This is a genomic window from Streptomyces spongiae (genome assembly GCF_009377185.1).
Lineage (GTDB): Bacteria > Actinomycetota > Actinomycetes > Streptomycetales > Streptomycetaceae > Streptomyces > Streptomyces spongiae.
In genome coordinates this window covers 1-17,617 of record NZ_VJZC01000022.1, presented here as the reverse complement: position 1 = coordinate 17,617, position 17,617 = coordinate 1, and the positions used below count along the sequence as shown (strand labels likewise).

18 protein-coding genes are annotated in these 17,617 nt (G+C 70.6%); 7 read left to right on the top strand and 11 right to left on the bottom strand.

Annotated features, from left to right (window positions below):
• Positions 1–154 precede the first annotated feature (154 nt).
• The 7 genes from FNH08_RS05850 to FNH08_RS05820 all read right to left on the bottom strand — a co-directional run bounded on the left by FNH08_RS05850 (position 155) and on the right by FNH08_RS05820 (position 7,206).
• A complete protein-coding gene (locus FNH08_RS05850) occupies positions 155–922 on the bottom strand; it encodes an ABC transporter ATP-binding protein (protein WP_322723792.1) in 768 nt (255 codons plus the stop codon).
• Positions 915–1,844: an ABC transporter permease gene (locus FNH08_RS05845; RefSeq protein ID WP_322723790.1), complete on the bottom strand. Its 930-nt coding sequence runs from the start codon at positions 1,842–1,844 to the stop codon at positions 915–917. The genes FNH08_RS05850 and FNH08_RS05845 overlap by 8 nt, the downstream gene beginning before the upstream one ends.
• A gap of 102 nt (positions 1,845–1,946) precedes the next feature.
• Positions 1,947–2,819, bottom strand: a complete 873-nt coding sequence (locus tag FNH08_RS05840; RefSeq protein ID WP_152770190.1) for a glycosyltransferase family 2 protein — start codon at positions 2,817–2,819, stop codon at positions 1,947–1,949.
• A gap of 8 nt (positions 2,820–2,827) precedes the next feature.
• Positions 2,828–3,556 (bottom strand): CDP-alcohol phosphatidyltransferase family protein, encoded by a 729-nt coding sequence (locus FNH08_RS05835; protein ID WP_407704338.1) that lies wholly within the window; start codon positions 3,554–3,556, stop codon positions 2,828–2,830.
• A 28-nt stretch (positions 3,557–3,584) separates the two neighbouring features.
• Positions 3,585–4,646, bottom strand: a complete 1,062-nt coding sequence (locus FNH08_RS05830) for an iron-containing alcohol dehydrogenase family protein (RefSeq protein ID WP_322723788.1) — start codon at positions 4,644–4,646, stop codon at positions 3,585–3,587.
• A complete protein-coding gene (locus FNH08_RS05825; protein WP_152770171.1) occupies positions 4,634–5,386 on the bottom strand; it encodes a phosphocholine cytidylyltransferase family protein in 753 nt (250 codons plus the stop codon). The genes FNH08_RS05830 and FNH08_RS05825 overlap by 13 nt, the downstream gene beginning before the upstream one ends.
• The gene (locus tag FNH08_RS05820) at positions 5,383–7,206 is read right to left on the bottom strand and encodes a DUF5941 domain-containing protein (RefSeq protein WP_152770170.1); all 1,824 of its coding nucleotides are present in this window, start codon (positions 7,204–7,206) and stop codon (positions 5,383–5,385) included. Before FNH08_RS05820 ends, FNH08_RS05825 begins: the two co-directional genes overlap by 4 nt.
• Before the next feature lie 289 nt (positions 7,207–7,495).
• Between FNH08_RS05820 and galE the strand changes: the two genes are divergently transcribed.
• The 3 genes from galE (at position 7,496) to idi (ending at position 10,262) form a co-directional block, all read left to right on the top strand.
• Positions 7,496–8,464, top strand: coding sequence for a UDP-glucose 4-epimerase GalE (galE, locus tag FNH08_RS05815; RefSeq protein ID WP_152770169.1), 969 nt, complete (start codon positions 7,496–7,498; stop codon positions 8,462–8,464).
• A gap of 134 nt (positions 8,465–8,598) precedes the next feature.
• Positions 8,599–9,537: a cation diffusion facilitator family transporter gene (locus FNH08_RS05810; RefSeq protein ID WP_152770168.1), complete on the top strand. Its 939-nt coding sequence runs from the start codon at positions 8,599–8,601 to the stop codon at positions 9,535–9,537.
• 131 nt (positions 9,538–9,668) lie between these two features.
• Positions 9,669–10,262: an isopentenyl-diphosphate Delta-isomerase gene (gene idi / locus FNH08_RS05805; protein ID WP_152770167.1), complete on the top strand. Its 594-nt coding sequence runs from the start codon at positions 9,669–9,671 to the stop codon at positions 10,260–10,262.
• A 13-nt stretch (positions 10,263–10,275) separates the two neighbouring features.
• Here the strand turns inward: idi and FNH08_RS05800 are convergent, their stop codons facing one another.
• Together FNH08_RS05800 and FNH08_RS05795 are read right to left on the bottom strand one after the other, a co-directional pair.
• Positions 10,276–10,809: an ATP-binding protein gene (locus FNH08_RS05800; RefSeq protein WP_152770189.1), complete on the bottom strand. Its 534-nt coding sequence runs from the start codon at positions 10,807–10,809 to the stop codon at positions 10,276–10,278.
• Between the two features lie 174 nt (positions 10,810–10,983).
• A complete protein-coding gene (locus tag FNH08_RS05795; protein ID WP_152770166.1) occupies positions 10,984–11,604 on the bottom strand; it encodes an HdeD family acid-resistance protein in 621 nt (206 codons plus the stop codon).
• Positions 11,605–11,669: 65 nt separating this feature from the next.
• Between FNH08_RS05795 and FNH08_RS05790 the strand changes: the two genes are divergently transcribed.
• Positions 11,670–12,407, top strand: a complete 738-nt coding sequence (locus tag FNH08_RS05790; RefSeq protein ID WP_152770165.1) for an enoyl-CoA hydratase/isomerase family protein — start codon at positions 11,670–11,672, stop codon at positions 12,405–12,407.
• Positions 12,408–12,418: 11 nt separating this feature from the next.
• On the opposite strand, the gene FNH08_RS05785 is transcribed toward FNH08_RS05790, so the two are convergent.
• On the bottom strand, positions 12,419–13,054 hold the full coding sequence (locus FNH08_RS05785) for a DJ-1/PfpI family protein (RefSeq protein WP_152770164.1): 636 nt from the start codon (positions 13,052–13,054) through the stop codon (positions 12,419–12,421).
• A 39-nt stretch (positions 13,055–13,093) separates the two neighbouring features.
• Positions 13,094–14,053, bottom strand: coding sequence for a GlxA family transcriptional regulator (locus FNH08_RS05780; RefSeq protein ID WP_152770163.1), 960 nt, complete (start codon positions 14,051–14,053; stop codon positions 13,094–13,096).
• Between the two features lie 136 nt (positions 14,054–14,189).
• On the opposite strand from FNH08_RS05780, the gene FNH08_RS05775 reads away from it, so the two are divergent.
• The 3 genes from FNH08_RS05775 to FNH08_RS05770 all read left to right on the top strand — a co-directional run.
• Positions 14,190–15,056 (top strand): SCO6745 family protein, encoded by an 867-nt coding sequence (locus FNH08_RS05775; protein ID WP_152770162.1) that lies wholly within the window; start codon positions 14,190–14,192, stop codon positions 15,054–15,056.
• A gap of 109 nt (positions 15,057–15,165) precedes the next feature.
• A complete protein-coding gene (locus FNH08_RS50610; protein ID WP_194238388.1) occupies positions 15,166–15,309 on the top strand; it encodes an LPFR motif small protein in 144 nt (47 codons plus the stop codon).
• Between the two features lie 87 nt (positions 15,310–15,396).
• On the top strand, positions 15,397–17,617 hold a 2,221-nt coding region (locus FNH08_RS05770), incomplete at its 3' end, for a Tex family protein (protein ID WP_322723785.1).

The window sequence follows — 17,617 nt, the reverse complement described above, 5'->3', positions numbered from 1 at the left end:
GCCCCAAGGTTCCTAAGCGGAACCGGAGTTGGCCTCTTCTTTGCCGTACCGGGCCGTTCCTTGCAGCTCCTCCTGGCCGTCCTGCGCACGGCGGACCCCGCCGGAGGCGTTCCGGCGGGGTCGAGTATGCGCTGGTGGTGAGAGGTACCGGCTACTACTTGCCGGTGAACTTCTCGTACTCCTTCAGGACGTCCTCCGTGGGCCCGTCCATCCGCAGCTCGCCGCGCTCCAGCCACAGGACGCGGTCGCAGGTGTCGCGGATCGACTTGTTGTTGTGGCTCACCAGGAACACCGTGCCGGCCTCCTTGCGCAGCTCGCGGATGCGGGCCTCGGAGCGCTTCTGGAACTTGCGGTCACCGGTGGCGAGGGCCTCGTCGATCATGAGGACGTCGTGGTCCTTGGCGGCCGCGATGGAGAAGCGCAGACGGGCCGCCATGCCGGAGGAGTACGTGCGCATGGGCAGCGTGATGAAGTCGCCCTTCTCGTTGATGCCCGAGAAGTCGACGATCTCCTGGTAGCGCTCCCTGATCTGCTCGCGGGACATGCCCATCGCGAGCCCGCCCAATATGACGTTCCGTTCGCCCGTCAGATCGTTCATCAGGGCGGCGTTGACGCCGAGGAGCGAGGGCTGGCCGTCGGTGTAGACCTTGCCCTTCTCGGCGGGGAGCAGTCCGGCGATGGCGCGCAGCAGGGTGGACTTGCCGGAGCCGTTGGAGCCGATCAGGCCGATGGCCTCGCCGCGGTAGGAGGTGAAGGAGACGCCCCGGACGGCGTGCACCTTGCGTACGCCGCGCTCCTCGCCACGCTTGATGATGCGGCTGAGGGCGGCGGTGGCGCTGCCCTTGCCGGTCTTGGCGCCGTTGACGCGGTAGACGATGTGCAGCTCGTCCGCGATGACGGTGGGAATGAGTGCCTCAGCCACGGCCGTACCGCTCCTCCGCCTTCCAGAAGTACACGAAGCCGCCGAGCGCGACGAGGACGGCCCAGCCGCCCGCGACCGCCCACACGTGCGGGGGCAGGTTCTCGGAGCCGTATCCGTCGATGAGCGCGAAGCGCATCAGGTCCATGTAGATGGCGGCGGGGTTCCACTGGAGGACGTCGGCGATCCACTCGGGCTTGCCCTTGAGCATGATCGGGATGGAGAACATCACACCGGACGCGTACATCCAGGTGCGCATCACGAACGGCATCAGCTGCGCCAGGTCCGGGGTCTTGGCGCCCATCCGGGCCATGATCATCGCCAGACCGGTGTTGAAGAGGAACTGCAGGGCGAGGACCGGGAGGATCAGCACCCAGGACAGGCGCGGGTAGCTGCCGAAGGCAACCGCCACGATGAACAGCACGATCATCGAGAAGAGCAGCTGCTGGAGCTGCTGGAGCGAGAACGAGATCGGCAGTGAGGCGCGCGGGAAGTGCAGCGCGCGCACCAGTCCGAGGTTTCCGGAGATGGCGCGGACGCCCGCCATCACCGAGCTCTGCGTGAAGGTGAAGACGAAGACACCCGTGACCAGGAACGGGATGTAGACCTCCTGGCCCATGCCCTTGTCCGCACCGAGGATCAGCCCGAAGACCAGGAAGTACACCAGCGCGTTCAGCAGCGGGGTCGCCACCTGCCAGAGCTGGCCGAGCTTGGCCTGGCTGTACTGGGCGGTGAGCTTCGCCTGGGAGAAAGCGAGGATGAAGTGGCGCCGCCCCCAGAGCTGGCGAACGTACTCGCCGAGCCCGGGCCGGGCTCCGCTGACCGCGAGTCCGTACTTGGCGGCCAGCTCGGCGGCGGAGAGTCCCTCATCGGGCGACGGTCGGTCGCTCACGGCGACTCCGCCGTCATGCGTTGTCTCACTCACAAGTGGAAACTTTCGTCCTCAAAAGTGCGCAGGCTGGTCGGGCCCAGGCAGAAACCCGGTTCCCGGGTACCGCCGAATGCTCTCAGACAGATGTCGAGGTTGTCAGATGACGGGAGGCCGGCCCAGTCGGGTCAGACGCCACACCGTACGCCACTTCATGGGCCGGCGGGGACCGCACGCGGTCGTCCAGCCTTCCTTGAAGCCGCCGACCCAGGCCCTCAGTGCGGGCCGTGAGGGCCTGCGGAGCAGTGTCAGGAGCACCCAGACGCCCAGGTAGACCGGCACCAGGGGCGCGGGGAGATTACGGCGGGCGAGCCAGACCCGGTTGCGCGCGACCATGCGGTGGTAGACCGCGTGCCGGGAGGGCGCGGTCGTGGGGTGGTTCAGCACCATGTCGGACCGGTAGTCGATCATCCAGCCCGCGTCGAGGGCCCGCCATGCCAGGTCGGTTTCCTCGTGGGCGTAGAAGAATTCGTCCGGAAGTCCGCCGACTTCGGCGAGAACCTTCGTACGAACGGCGTTGGCGCCGCCGAGGAACGTGGTCACCCGGGAGGAGCGCATCGGGTCGGAGGCCCGCAGGCGGGGCACGTGGCGCCGCTGGGTGACGCCGGTGTCCGGGTCGGCGATGCGGAAGCTGACGATCCCGAGCTCGGGGTCGGCCGCGAAGGCCCCGCGGCACAGCTCGGCGGTGTCGTTGCGGGCCAGCAGGCCGTCGTCGTCGAGGAACAGCAGGATGTCGACGTCGGTCCCGCCCGGGCCGAAGGCCTCGATGCCGACGTTGCGGCCGCCGGGTATGCCGAGGTTCTCGGGCAGGTCGACGGTGCGTACGCCCTCGGGGACCTCCGGCACGGGAGAGCCGTTGCCGACGACGACCACCTCGACCCGGTCGCCGTCCTGCTTGGCGACCGAGTCGAGGAGGGCGCGCAGCTCGTCGGGGCGGTTGCCCATGGTGATGATGACCGCGCCGACCTTCATGCCGCTGCTCACTTGAGCCTGCTGGAGGCGAGGATCGACACCAGGTGCAGCAGCGTCTGCAGGAGCGCGATGCCGGCCAGTACGGCGACGCCGAGCCGCGAGAAGAACAGGTCGCCCCGGGCCTGGTCCAGGACCGCGAGGACCAGGATGAGCAGGGACGCCTCGACGCCCAGGACGAGCCGGTGGAACTTCAGCGCGGCGGCGGCCTTGCGGGCCAGCGCCACGCCGGAGGAACGCGGCACGGAGGCCGACTCCTGGACCGGCGGCTTCCCGGTCTGGTGCCGGGCGACCCCGACGAGGTCCGTCTCGGCCTTGATCAGGATGGCGCCGAGGGCGGCGAGGGTGCCGAGGAAGGCCCACAGCCAGTCGATCCGCCCGGTGCCCCACAGGTCGGCGGCGCGCAGGCCGAAGCCGACCAGCACGGCGGCGTCGCAGAGGTAGGCGCCGACGCGGTCCACGTAGACCCCGGCGATCGAGTACTGCTTCCGCCAGCGCGCGATCTCGCCGTCGACACAGTCGAACAGCAGATAGAGCTGAACCATCAGCACACCGAGCAGGGCGCCCGGGATCCCCGGCACCAGCAGTGCCGGGGCCGCGAGGACACCGAAGACGGTCATCAGGTAGGTCAGCTGGTTGGGCGTGACCCGCGTGTTCACCAGGTGCCGGTCTATGCGCAGGGAGATCTCGCGCATGTAGAGCCGGCCGGCCCAGTGCTCGCCGCTCCGCCGGTCCTTCACACCCGGGGGGTGAACGACCGGCCGGAGTTCAGCTACCGATGGCTTTGGCATAGTCGGCGTACGCGTTCCTGATCTGGTCGGTGGACAGGTCGAGGTGTTCGAGGATCGTGTAGCGGCCGGGCCGGGTCTGCGGGGCGAACTCCACGACCTGGACGAACTCGTCCACCGTGAAGCCGATCTCCTCCGGCGTCACCGGCAGACCGTGCCGGCGCAGCACCTGGGCCATGAACACGGACTCCTCGTGCGCCCCGCGCAGGTACATCGCGAAGGCCGCGCCCAGTCCGCACTGCTCGCCGTGGCTGGCGGCGCGCTTGGGGAAGAGCAGGTCGAAGGCGTGGTTGATCTCGTGGCAGGCACCCGAGGCGGGACGCGAATCGCCCGCGACCGACATCGAGATACCGGTGAGGACCAGGCCCTCGGCCAACACCTGGAGGAAGCCATCGTCACCGACGCCGCCGGGGTGGCGCAGTACGGCCTCGCCGGCCTGGCGGGCCATGGCGGCCGCGAGACCGTCGATCGCCTCGCCCTTCTCGCGGGCCGCGAGCTCCCAGTCCGCGACCGCTGAGATGTTGGACAGGGCGTCGCCGATACCGGAGCGCACGAAGCGGACGGGGGCCTCGCGGATGACGTCGAGGTCGATGACGACCGCGATCGGGTTCGGCACACCGTAGGAGCCGCGGCCCGCGTCGTTGTCGAGCGTCGCCACGGGCGAGCACAGGCCGTCGTGCGACAGGTTCGTCGCGACGGCGACCAGCGGCAGCCCGACCCGGGCGGCGGCGAACTTGGCGCAGTCGATGATCTTGCCGCCGCCCAGGCCCACGACCGCGTCGTAGCGGCCGCGCTTCATGGCGTCGGCCAGCTTGATCGCGTCGTCCAGGGTGCCGCCGCCGACCTCGAACCAGTCGGCGTCCGGCAGCGCCGGGGAGATCCGGTCGCGCAGCACGGCGCCGGAGCCGCCGCTGATCGCGACGGCCAGCCGGCCGGACGACGAGATCCGCTGGTCCGCGAGGACCGTCGCCAGGTCGTCGAGCGCGCCCGCGCGGATGTCGACGACGATCGGCGAGGGGATGAGCCTCGTCAGTACTGGCACGCGATCACGCGTCCCTTGGCGAGGTCGTCGTGGTTGTCGATCTCGACCCACTTGACGTCGCCGATGGGCGCGACGTCGATGCGGAAGCCGCGGTTCACGAGCTCCTGGTAGCCGTGCTCGTAGAACTGCTGCGGGTCGGTCTCGAAGACGGTCTTCAGCGCGTCGGCCAGCTCGTCGGCGGCCTCGCCCTCGATGAGGGTGACGCCGATGTACTCGCCGGTCGCCTCGGCCGGGTCCATCAGCTTGGTGATCTTCGTCATGCCGCCCTCAGGGCCGACGACGACCTTCATCTCCTCGTCGGCGAGGGACTTCACCGTGTCGAGGGCGAGGATGATCTTCTTGCCGTCGCCACGGGCGGCGAGCAGGGTCTTCTCGACGGAGACCGGGTGCACGGTGTCGCCGTTGGCGAGGATCACCGAGTGCTTGATGGCGTCACGGCCGCACCACAGGGAGTAGGCGTTGTTCCACTCCTCGGCCTTGTCGTTGTCGATGAGGGTGATCTTGAGGCCGTACTTCTGCTCCAGGGCCTCGCGCCGCTCGTACACGGCCTCCTTGCGGTACCCGACGATGATCGCGACCTCGGTCAGGCCGATCTCGGCGAAGTTGCCGAGGGTGAGGTCGAGCACAGTGATGCTGTCCTCGTTGCCCTCCGGTCCCACCGGCACGAGTGCCTTGGGCAGCGTGTCGGTGTAGGGGCGCAGACGCCGTCCGGCGCCGGCCGCCAGCACGAGGCCGATCATGCGGGTTCTCCTTCATCGTGTACGGCGGGTGCGCCGGTTTTATGGGCGGTCACCCAGAAGCGGATGCTCTCGACGAGCACCACCAGTGCCACGGCCACGGCGAGAGCCGTGAGCGCGACGGTGAACTCTGTGGGCGCGAGCAGCGCGGCCAGGACGGTGACCAGCAGCGTCCTGCCTTCGTGCCCGCCGATCGCCCGCACCAGCCAGTGCGGCGGCGCGCCGGCGTCGCCGCGGATGCGGTACACCGTGTCGTAGTGATGGTAGGCGACGGCCGCCACCAGCCCGAAAGCCGCGGGAAGCGCCCCGTTCACATCGGCTTTGGCCGCCAGTAGCAGGACGGTGCCGTATTCGGCGGCACGGAAGAAGGGCGGAATCAGCCAGTCGAGGGCGCCCTTGAGGGGACGCACGACGGCGGCGCCCGCGTTGAGGACGTAGATCACCGCGAAGACGACGGGCAGCCAACTCCCGTAGGACTCCGCCCAGGTCCAGAAGCCCAGGAGGACGACAGCACCCGCCGCGCCCGAGAGCCCGGAGCCGAACTTCTCCCCCTTGACGCCGATGCGACGCAGAGCGTGCGCCACCGCTTCGGCGAGCGGTCCCGAGTCCGCGAGGTCCGCCAGGGCCTGGGCCGCGCGGTCCGTGCGCCGCGCCTTGCGCGTAAGTGACCGCAGCACACGGCCCGCTGTGGTGTAAGTCGCAGCGAACGCGCACCCGATGAGCAGTGCGTAGAAGGTGATACGAGGAGTCGTGGCCGCCGTCAACACGGCGATCATCGCCCAGCGTTCGCCGATCGGCAGCACGATCATCCGGCGTATCCACACCGTCCAGCCGACGCTGTCGAGCTTGTCCGAAAGGGCCGCCGTGGGGCTGGTGTTGGCGGTCGCGTCGTGATTCGCCTCGTTGAAGGAGAAGTCGACGACGTGACGGCACGTCTGCAGGACCATCGCGCCGAGTGCGAGCGCCCACACGTCGTCGCCGCCGCGGGCCGCGCCGAGGGCGAGACCGGCGTAGTAGGCGTACTCCTTGGCCCGGTCGAAGGTGGCGTCGAGCCAGGCGCCGAGCGTCGAGTACTGCAGCGAGTAGCGGGCGAGCTGTCCGTCGGTGCAGTCGAGGACGAAGGAGAAGAGGAGCAGCACGCCGGCCGCGACGAAGCCGCCGCGGGTGCCGGTGGCCGCGCAGCCCGCCGCGATCAGGGCGGTGAGCAGGGACGCGGTGGTGACCTGGTTCGGGGTCAGACCGCGGCGGGCGCACCAGCGCGCGATGTAGCGGGAGTACGGGCTGATGCAGTACGTGGTGAAGAAGCCGTCGCGGGACTTCACGGCCGTACGCAGCCGGACGGCCTCGTCGTCGACGGCGGCCACGGCCTGGCGAGCCTCGTTGCGGGCCTGGGGGTCGGTGGGGACCGTGGCGACGAGGGTGCCGAGGTCGGGGCGGTGCACGGGGACGCCGTCCGCGTCGAGGGCGGTGGCGAGGCCGTCGGCGAGGTTGTCCACGGCGAGGGCCGTGCTGCCCGTGGTCGCGGAGCTCTCGCGGGCCACCGCACGGGTCAGGGCCTGCCGGGCGGCGGGCTGGACGGTCACGGCGCCCGGCAGTGCGGCGGCCGGGAAGCGGGGGTCGGTCAGGCCCAGGCGCAGCGCGTGGACGTGGCCCACGAAGCGGGCGTCGACGAGGGCGACCCGGTGTCCGGCGGGGACCTGGGCGAGGAGCGTCTCGGCGTCACCGGCGTCGGAGGCGACCCGCACGTCGAAGCCGAGCGACCGCAGATCGCCCTCCAGCGACGATCCGGGGACCGGCTGACCGGTGAGGATGGCGGTCGACAGACGAACTCACTCCCTGGGTGCCGACGCGGTGGCGCCGGGCGTGTGCGTGTGGGGGCATCCCTGGCCCACTGCGGCCGGGCGGCGTGTCGGCAGAGGCTATCGGATGATGGGAATGGAGCGTTCACCGGCCGTTCATGGCCTGCTCAACCCGGTCTGCTGGACCTCCGCTGCGATCATCATCGGGGATTCCGGCCCCGCGCGACAAACCGCCGTCGCACATGTCATCGCAGATCAGGGCAATATGTGGCATTGCGTACGGCGCTTGGGCCGCGGCATAGGGTGGGGAGCCATGACGTGGCTGATCACAGGCGGAGCCGGGTACATCGGGGCACACGTAGCGCGGGCCATGGCCGGTGCCGGGGAACGCGTGGTCGCGCTCGACGATCTGTCGACCGGGGTGCCCACCCGGCTCCCCGAGGACATTCCGCTGGTGCGGGGTTCGGCGCTGGACGGCGACCTGCTGAAGCGGGTGCTGGCCGAGCACTCCGTGACGGGTGTGGCGCATCTCGCGGCCCGCAAGCAGGTCGGTGAGTCCGTGACGCAGCCGACGCGCTACTACCAGGAGAACGTGAGCGGTCTCGCGACACTGCTGGAAGCGGTGGCCGAGGCGGGCGTCAGGCGGTTCCTGTTCTCCTCGTCCGCGGCGGTGTACGGCAACCCGGATGTGGAGCTCATCACCGAGGACACCCCGTGCGCGCCGGTGAACCCGTACGGCGAGACGAAACTCGCCGGGGAGTGGCTGGTGCGGGCGGCGGGCCGGGCCCACGGCATCGCGACCGTGTGTCTGCGCTACTTCAACGTGGCGGGCACGGCGGCGCCGGAGCTGGCCGACACCGGTGTCCTCAACATAGTCCCGATGGTCTTCGACCGGCTCACCCGCGGTGAGGTTCCGCGCATCTTCGGCGACGACCACCCGACGCCGGACGGCACCTGCGTCCGCGACTACATCCACGTCGCCGACCTCGCCGACGCGCACGTCGCGGCGGCCCGGCGGCTGACCGGGGGCGCCACGGGCGATCTGACGGTCAACATCGGCCGCGGCGAGGGCGTTTCGGTCCGCGAACTCATCACGCTCATCGGCGAGGTGAGCGGTGACCGCCGGCCCCCGCTCGTCGAGCCGCGCCGCCCGGGGGACTCGCCGCGCGCGGTCGCCTCGGCCGAACTGGCCGCCCGGGAGCTGGGCTGGACGGCCCGGCGCGGGGTACGCGAGATGGTCGAATCGGCCTGGGCCGGATGGCGCCTGCACCACGGCGGATGATCTCTACGACGCCCTGACCTGCGATTCGTTTCCGCAGGTCAGGGCACATGACAACGGTGTTCAGTGCCGCGTTGCCTCATACCCCCCACCCGTAGTTCACTGGTGATCCCGAACGAACACGGAAGGGCGGAATCATGGGGGCAGGGCACGATCACGGGCACGCGCACGGAGCGCCCGCCGGCGGTACGGCGACGGCGGCGTACCGCGGGAAGCTGCGGGTCGCGCTGTCGATCACGCTCACCGTCATGGTGCTCCAGATCGTCGGCGGCGTCCTCGCCGATTCGCTCGCGCTCATCGCGGACGCGGCCCACATGGCCACCGACGCCGTGGGGCTGGCCATGGCACTGCTCGCGATCCACTTCGCGGGCCGCCCGGCGAGCGACCGGCGCACGTTCGGGTACGCACGCGCCGAGATCCTCGCCGCGCTCGCCAACTGCGTGCTGCTGCTCGGTGTCGGCGGCTTCCTCCTGTTCGAGGCCGTCGAGCGCTTCGTCACACCGGCCGAGACCAAGGGCGGGCTCGCCATCGCGTTCGCGCTGGTGGGTCTGGTGGCGAACATGATCTCGCTCACGCTGCTGATGCGGGGACAGAAGGAGAGCCTGAACGTGCGGGGCGCGTTCCTGGAGGTGGTGGCGGACGCGCTGGGCTCCGTGGCGGTGCTGGTCGCCGGACTGGTCATCCTGACGACCGGCTGGCAGGCAGCCGACCCGATCGCCTCGCTCGTCATCGGCCTGATGATCGTCCCCCGTACGGTGAAGCTGCTGCGCGAGACCCTCGACGTGCTGCTGGAGTCGGCGCCCAAGAACGTCGACATGGCCGAGGTGCGTACGCACATCCTGGCGTTGCCCGGCGTCGAGGACGTCCACGACCTGCACGCCTGGACCATCACCTCCGGTATGCCGGTCCTCTCCGCGCACGTGGTCGTCAGCTTCGAGACGCTGGGCGCCATCGGCCACGAGAAGATGCTGCACGAGCTCCAGGGCTGCCTCGGCGACCACTTCGACGTCGAGCACTGCACCTTCCAGCTGGAACCGAGCGGTCACGCGGAGCACGAGGCGAAGCTCTGCCACTGAGTTGATGCATGTTCTCGGGCATCCGGTGTACGGCATCCGGCTCGGCGGGACATGCGGAGCGGCGCGAAGTGCCGGGTGTGCCGGTTTCGTACGGCAGACTTGAGGTTCGACGTACGAGGCGAAGGATGGGTATGCCGATCACACCTGCCACCGCGATGCACAGTTCACAGAACAGCACCACGGAAGCGATCCTGCTGGAACTGGTCGACGAGGACGGCACCACCATCGGCACGGCGGAGAAGCTCGCCGCCCACCAACCGCCCGGGCAACTGCACCGGGCGTTCTCCGTCTTCCTCTTCGACGAACGCGGGCGGCTGCTGCTCCAGCAACGCGCCCTGGGCAAGTACCACTCCCCCGGTGTCTGGTCCAACACCTGCTGCGGCCACCCGTACCCGGGCGAGGCGCCCTTCGCGGCGGCGGCCCGGCGGACGTACGAGGAGCTCGGGGTCTCCCCGTCGCTGCTCGCCGAGGCGGGCACCGTCCGCTACAACCACCCGGACCCGCACTCGGGCCTGGTGGAGCAGGAGTTCAACCACCTCTTCGTGGGACTGGTGCAGTCCCCGCTGCGGCCCGATCCCGAGGAGGTCGGGGAGACGGCCTTCGTGACGCCCACCGAGCTGGCGGAGCGGCATGCGAAGGACCCCTTCTCCGCCTGGTTCATGACCGTCCTGGACGCGGCCCGCCCGGCGGTCAGGGAACTGACGGGCGCGGCCGCGGGCTGGTGAGCCGGACCGGCCCTCAGAACAGGCCCTCGGGCCCTGGAGGGACGAGGCGTACGGGGTGCAGCGGCAGGGTGGTCCAGATCACCTTGCCGCCGCCGGCCGTGTGCTCCACGTCGTACACGCCGCCCGCCTCCCGGGTGATCTCCCGGACGAGCAGCAGTCCCCGGCCGCCGGTGCGGGCGTGGTCCGTCTCCAGGGCGGTCGGGCGGTAGGGGTGGTTGTCCTCCACCGCGACGCGCACCCAGTCGGCTCCGACGGCGACCTCCACGGCGATCGTCGGCGACAGCACCGCCGCGTGTTTGACCGCGTTGGTCACCAGCTCGGAGACGATCAGCAGCAGCCCATGACCCAGGTCGTCCGTGACGGGCACGCCCTGGCGGGCGAGCAGGTCACGGACGGCGCGCCGCGCCTGCGGCACCGAGGCGTCGACGGCCGGAGCGGTGAACCGCCAGACCCCTTCGTACGGCAGTGGTCCCGGCGATCGGCGGTCGGGGGTCGGTACCCCGCCGCCCTCAGGGCGCGGGCTCGGCCCTCGCCCCTGGTCGTCCATCGTCCGGTCGCCACCCTTGCGCTCGATTGTCACCACACGTCGAGTGTTGGGAACGCATAAAGGCAGACCGGGACACTGAACAGAAGTCAGCGTGTATCGACGGCTTTCCACCCGTCTGTGAACGGCACAGTCGGCGCCGCGACCGCACCTGTTCGCCTCGTGCCGCCTTTGGAGTTATTCGGGTTGTACGCGTTTGGCGCCGGGGTCGTCCGTCTTCTTCTCGGCGGTCAGCCGGTCCGAGACCATGCCGACGAGGCGCCGCCCGCCGAACCCGGTCGCGATCAGGCCGAGCCCGTCGAAGAGCAGCGCGAGGGAGAACAACGTACCCATGACGTACTTGCTGCTCGGCCAGGAGGCCAGCACCACGATGCCGAGGAGCAGCCCGAAGGCGCCCTGGACCAGGGTCCAGCCGAACTGCGGGCCACGCACCACGATGAGGCTGCCGACCACCCGGAACAGCCCGCCGGCCAGGAACAGCAGCGCGCCGAACATGGCGAGGGCCTCGGCACCCGCCTCGGGCCTGCGGATGAGGACCACACCGGCCGCGATGTTCAGGGCGGCGACCACCACGCCGAGCCAGAAGAAATTGGTGCCGCGGGCCTGGACCGCGTGCAGCAGGCCGACCACGCCGCCGGCCAGCAGCAGCCAGCCGAACAGGAGCATCGTGGTCAGGGTGGCGAAAGCGGTGTAGAGGAGTCCCACGAGTCCCGCGGCTACCAGGATCACGCCGAGTGCGCCGATCCAGCTGAAGCCGCGGCGCAGACCGGCGGCCTCGTCATGCTTCGTCCGTGTCATCGGGGCCTCCTCACGCCGGGCCCCTCCTTGATCGTACGTGCGCGGGTGCCGGATAGCATCCGCGTATGGAGCTGCTGCACAGCGTCACGGACGGGGTCGCCACCGTCGTCATCCACCATCCGGCCAAGCGCAACGCCATGACGGCCGGGATGTGGCGGGCGCTGCCGCCACTGCTCGACGAGCTGGCCGCGGACCGCGCCGTACGGGCGCTCGTGCTCACCGGCGAGGGTGACACCTTCTGCGCCGGTGCCGACATATCGACGCTGCGGGGCTCACCGGACGAGGCGCAGGGGCTGGCCGAGCTCGCGGAGGAGGCGCTCGCCGCCTTCCCGAAGCCTTCCCTCGCGGCGATCCGCGGGTACTGCGTGGGCGGCGGGTCCCAGCTCGCGGCGGCCTGCGACCTGCGGTTCGCGGAGGAGGGCTCACTGTTCGGGGTGACTCCGGCGAAGCTGGGGATCGTCTATCCGGCGTCCTCCACACGGCGGCTGGTGTCGCTGGTGGGGCCCGGGGCCGCCAAGTACCTGTTGTTCTCGGGAGAGTTGATCGACGCGGCGCGGGCACTGCGGACCGGCCTGGTGGACGAGGTGCTGTCGGAGGGCGAACTCGGCAAGCGGGTCGGGGAGTTCGCCCGGGTACTGGTCTCCCGCTCACAGTTGACACAGGCGGCGGCCAAGGAGTTCGCCAACGGCCGGACGGACCGGGACGCCCACTGGGCCGAGCAGGCGCGCGGGAGCGGCGACACCGCGGAGGGCGTCGCCGCGTTCCTGGAGCGCCGGGCGCCGCGGTTCACCTGGAGCCTGTGAACTCCGGTTTCCTATGTGAGGACGAAGCGGCTCCTCGCGCGCAGGGCGTCGACGATGTGCGCGGGTGCCTTCTGCGGGGACCCGGCGTCGTAGGGCGGCCGCGGGTCGTACTCCGTCACCAGCTGGATGGTCTGGGCGTGTTCGTCGCCCGCGATCCGGCCCAGCAGGGTGAGCCCCATGTCGATGCCGGAAGAGACGCCGGCCGCGGTGACGTACTTGCCGTCGAAGACCACCCGCTCCCCCGTGGGCTCGGCACCGAACTTCGTGAGCTGCTCCAGCGCCAGCCAGTGCGAGGTCGCCCGGCGGCCCTCCAGGAGCCCTGCGGCGGCGAGCAGCAGGGAACCGGTGCACACGGAGGTCGTCCAGGTGCTGGAGCCGTCGGCGGCGCGCAGCCAGTTCAGAAGGGTCTCGTTCTCCATCTGGTCGCTCTGGCCGGGGCCGCCCGGGACCAGCACGATGTCGGGGTTCGGCACGTCCGCGAGGCTCCTGTCGGCCGTGATCGCCAGGGATCCGGTGTCGGTACGGACCGGGCCGGCCTCCTCGGCGACGAAGACGGTCTCCGCGTCCGGGACACGGCTCAGGATCTCGTACGGGCCGACGGCGTCCAGAGCGGTGAAGCGGTCGAAGAGGACGATCGCGATCTGCATGGGGTTCCTTCCGTGAGCTTCGATGTGCTTCGGTGAGCTTCAGAGGGTGGGTGCGGGTGCCGGGCGGAAGCGGCGCCGGTACTCCGCCGGGCCCGCCCCGAGCGTCCTGAGGAAGGCGCGCCGCATGGCTTCGGGCGTGCCGTAGCCGCAGGCGCGGGAGATCTCCTCGACGCCGTCGGCGGTGTCCTCCAGGAGGCGGCGGGCGTGTTCGAGGCGGACGCGGTCGACGTACCGGCCGGGCGTCATACCGGTCTCGGCCTGGAACGCGCGCGCGAAGTGGCGCGGCGAGAGACGGGCGCGGGCGGCGAGCGACTCGACGGACAGATCGCCGCCCGGGTGTTCGGTGATCCACTGCTGCACCTCGCGCAACGGCTCCCGCTGGGCCGTCTGCACCGCGAGCTGGGCGCTGAACTGGGCCTGGTTTCCGGGCCGCCGGAGGAAGACGACAAGGTGACGAGCTACGGAGAGCGCGGTGTCCCGGCCGAGGTCCTCCTCGACGAGCGCGAGGGCGAGGTCGATGCCCGAGGTGACGCCCGCGGAGGTGGCGACGTTTCCGTCGCGTACGTAGATGGGGTCCGGGTCGACCTCGATCTCCGGGTGGTCCCGGGCGAGCTTGTCGCAGTACGCCCAGTGGGTCGTCGCGCGGCGCCCGTCCAGGAAGCCCGCCTCCGCGAGCAGGATCGCGCCGGTGCACACCGAGACGAGCCGCTCCGCGCGCGGGCCGTGCTCGCGCAGCCACGCGACGAGTTCGGGTGCGGGGCGCCGGGTGCCCTGGCCGCCGGGGACGAGCAGGGTGTGCGGGACGGGGGCGTCGGCGAGGGCGTGCTCCGGGACGAGCGTGAGGCCGCTGGTGGTGGGTACGGGGGCGCCGTCCAGCGAGGCCGTCGTGATGCGGTACGTCCCGGGGTGGTGGAGTTCGGCGCCGTTGAAGACCTCGACGGGGCCCGTGACGTCGAGGCTCTGTACGTCGTCGAAGAGGACGACCAGCACGGTTCGCATGCCTTCGATTGTTGGCGGGCGGGGTCATGGCCGCAATGACGAGTTCCCCACCTTTTCTGCCATGTGTTCTGCCAGGTGTCCTGCCATGTGTTTGCCGGTGTTTACTGACATACCAACCAGTCGGTAGCCTTGGCGTATGACCACACCTCTCCCTGAACGAGCGGGCCGGCGCTGTCACAACGTCCTCAACCCCCTCCACTCCACGCACTACTTCTCACCGGATCTCGGGCGCGAGTTGGCCGCTGTCGGGGTCGAGGACCCCGGCGCGGCGTACTTCGCGGTGCGGGCCGCCGCGATGGGGCCGGTGACCGCGGGCGTCGTGACGGCCACGTTCTACAACTTCCGGCACGAGCTGGTGGCGCGGCACGTTCCCGCGGTGTGGGAGAGCGCGTCCCCGTCGGTCGTGCTCGCGGCACGCGCGCGTGCCGTGGACGCCACGCTGCGGAGGCTGCTCGGCGAGGAGGTACTCGCCTCCAAGGAGGTGGCCGAGGCGGCGGAGCTGGCGCTGCGTGCGGCCGAAGCGTGCGGCAGGACCGCGCGCCCCCTGTATGCCGCGCACGCCGATCTGCCGGTGCCGGACGAGCCGCACCTCGCGTTGTGGCACGGGGCGACGCTGCTGCGCGAGCACCGGGGCGACGGTCATCTGGCGGTACTGCTCGACGCGGGCCTCGACCCGGTGGAGGCCCTGGTGAGCCATACGGCGACGGGCAAGGGCATGGCGCCGAAGTGGGCGCTGAGGACGCGCGGCTGGGCGCGGCACGACTGGGACACGGCCGTGGCGCGGCTGCGGGAACGGGGCGTGCTGGACTCCGAGGGCGAGCTGACGGAGGCGGGCGTCGCGTTGCGCCAGGAGATCGAGACCGAGACGGACCGGCTCGACCGGGCGCCGTACGAGCACCTGGGCGCGGCGGGCGTCGAACGGCTCACCGAGCTGGCCGGCGGGCTCCTGACGGCGGTGCTCGCCGCGGGCGCGTTCCCGGAGGGCATGGTCGGCAAGGGCTGAGGCGGCGGAGAGCCGGCCTCTTGCGGCGGGCTCTCGGGCATGGCCGGGACGATCCGCGGTACCCGGTGTCCTTCCGGCCGTAACGGCCGGGAGACGAAAGGGGTTTGACGTGTTCCGTGCGATCGCAGACGTGTTGCGGCAGATCGGGGCGGCGATCGCCACCGTGGTGACGCTGCCGTTCCGCGCCGTTGCCCGGCTCCTCAGCGGGCTCTCGGGGTCCGCGCGACGCGGTGGACGGGCTCGCCGCGTCTGACGGCTGTCACCACGCCCTGCTCCTCCGTTGTCGGTGCCGCCTGCCACAATTGCCGCGCAACCTCAGTGAAGAAGGCGGTACGGGATCGTGACGACACCCCTCGTAGGGTCCATCGAAGGCAGGATCGCCGAGGAGCTCGGCGTACGGGAGCGGCAGGTGAAGGCCGCGGTAGAGCTGCTCGACGGCGGTTCGACCGTGCCCTTCATCGCCCGCTACCGCAAGGAAGCGACCGAGATGCTCGACGACGCGCAGCTGCGCACGCTCGAGGAGCGGCTGCGCTATCTGCGGGAGCTGGAGGAGCGGCGGACGGCGATCCTCGACTCGGTGCGTGAGCAGGGCAAGCTGACGCCCGAGGTCGAGGCGCAGATCCGTGGTGCCGAGACCAAGGCGCGGCTGGAGGACATCTATCTTCCGTTCAAGCCGAAGCGGCGCACCAAGGCGCAGATCGCTCGCGAGGCGGGGCTCGAGCCGCTGGCCGAGGGGCTCCTGGGCGACGCGACTGTGGAGCCTCTCGCCGCGGCCGCGGCGTTCGTGGACGCCGACAAGGGGGTCGCCGACCCGCAGGCCGCGCTGGACGGCGCCCGGGCGATCCTCACCGAGCGGTTCTCGGAGGACGCCGACCTGATCGGCGAGGTGCGTGAGCGCATGTGGGTGCGCGGGCGGCTGGCCGCGAAGGTCAAGGAGGGCAAGGAGGAGGCGGGCGCCAAGTTCGCCGACTACTTCGACTTCGCCGAGCCCTTCACCGAGCTGCCCTCCCACCGCATCCTCGCCATGCTGCGCGGCGAGAAGGAGGATGTCCTCGACCTGGTCCTGGAGCCCGAGGAGCCCACGGACGGCCCGTCGTCGTACGAGGGGATCGTGGCGCACCGCTTCGGGATCGCCGACCGCGGGCGCCCCGCCGACAAGTGGCTGACGGACACGGTCCGCTGGGCCTGGCGCACCAGGATCCTCGTGCACCTCGGTATCGACCTGCGCCTCAGGCTGCGTACGGCCGCCGAGGACGAGGCGGTCGACGTGTTCGCGGCGAACCTGCGGGACCTGCTGCTCGCCGCCCCGGCGGGGACGCGCTCGACGCTGGGGCTCGACCCGGGCTTCCGTACAGGCGTGAAGGTCGCCGTGGTCGACGCGACCGGCAAGGTCGTCGCCACCGACGTGATCTACCCGCACGTCCCCGCCAACAAGTGGGACGAGGCCCTCGCCAAGCTCGCGCGGCTCGCCAAGGAGCACGCCGTCGAGCTGATCGCGATCGGTAACGGCACGGCGTCGCGCGAGACGGACAAGCTCGCGGGGGAACTGATCGGCCGGCACCCGGAGTTGAAGCTCACGAAGGTGATGGTGTCCGAGGCGGGAGCGTCCGTGTACTCGGCGTCGGCGTTCGCCTCGCAGGAACTGCCGGGCATGGACGTCTCGCTGCGCGGTGCCGTCTCGATCGCGCGGCGGCTCCAGGACCCGCTCGCCGAACTGGTGAAGATCGACCCGAAGTCGATCGGTGTCGGGCAGTACCAGCACGACCTGTCCGAGGTGAAGCTGTCGCGGTCGCTGGACGCGGTGGTCGAGGACTGTGTGAACGGCGTGGGCGTGGACGTCAACACGGCCTCCGCGCCGTTGCTCGCCCGGGTCTCCGGCATCTCGTCCGGGCTGGCGGAGAACATCGTGGCGCACCGCGACTCGAACGGGCCGTTCACGTCCCGCTCGGAGCTGAAGGGCGTGGCGCGGCTCGGTCCCAAGGCGTACGAGCAGTGCGCGGGCTTCCTGCGGATCCGGGGCGGTACCGACCCGCTGGACGGCTCCAGCGTGCACCCCGAGGCGTATCCGGTGGTCCGGCGGATGGTGAAGCAGTCGGGCAGCGAGGTCGCGTCGCTGATCGGCAACACGTCGGTGCTGCGGTCGCTGAAGCCGGGTGACTTCGTGGACGAGACGTTCGGTCTGCCGACCGTGTCGGACATCCTGAAGGAGCTGGAGAAGCCGGGGCGTGACCCGCGGCCCGCCTTCAAGACGGCCACCTTCAAGGAGGGCGTCGAGAAGATCTCCGACCTGTCGTCCGGGATGGTGCTGGAAGGCGTCGTCACGAACGTCGCGGCCTTCGGGGCGTTCGTGGACGTCGGTGTCCACCAGGACGGGCTCGTGCACGTCTCCGCGATGTCGAAGACGTTCGTCAAGGACCCGCGGGACGTGGTGAAGCCCGGGGACATCGTCAAGGTGAAGGTGCTGGACGTCGACATCCCGCGCAAGCGGATCTCGCTGACACTGCGGCTGGACGACGAGGCTGCTCCGCAGGGGAAGGCGGGGCAGGGCTCCGGGCGTCCCC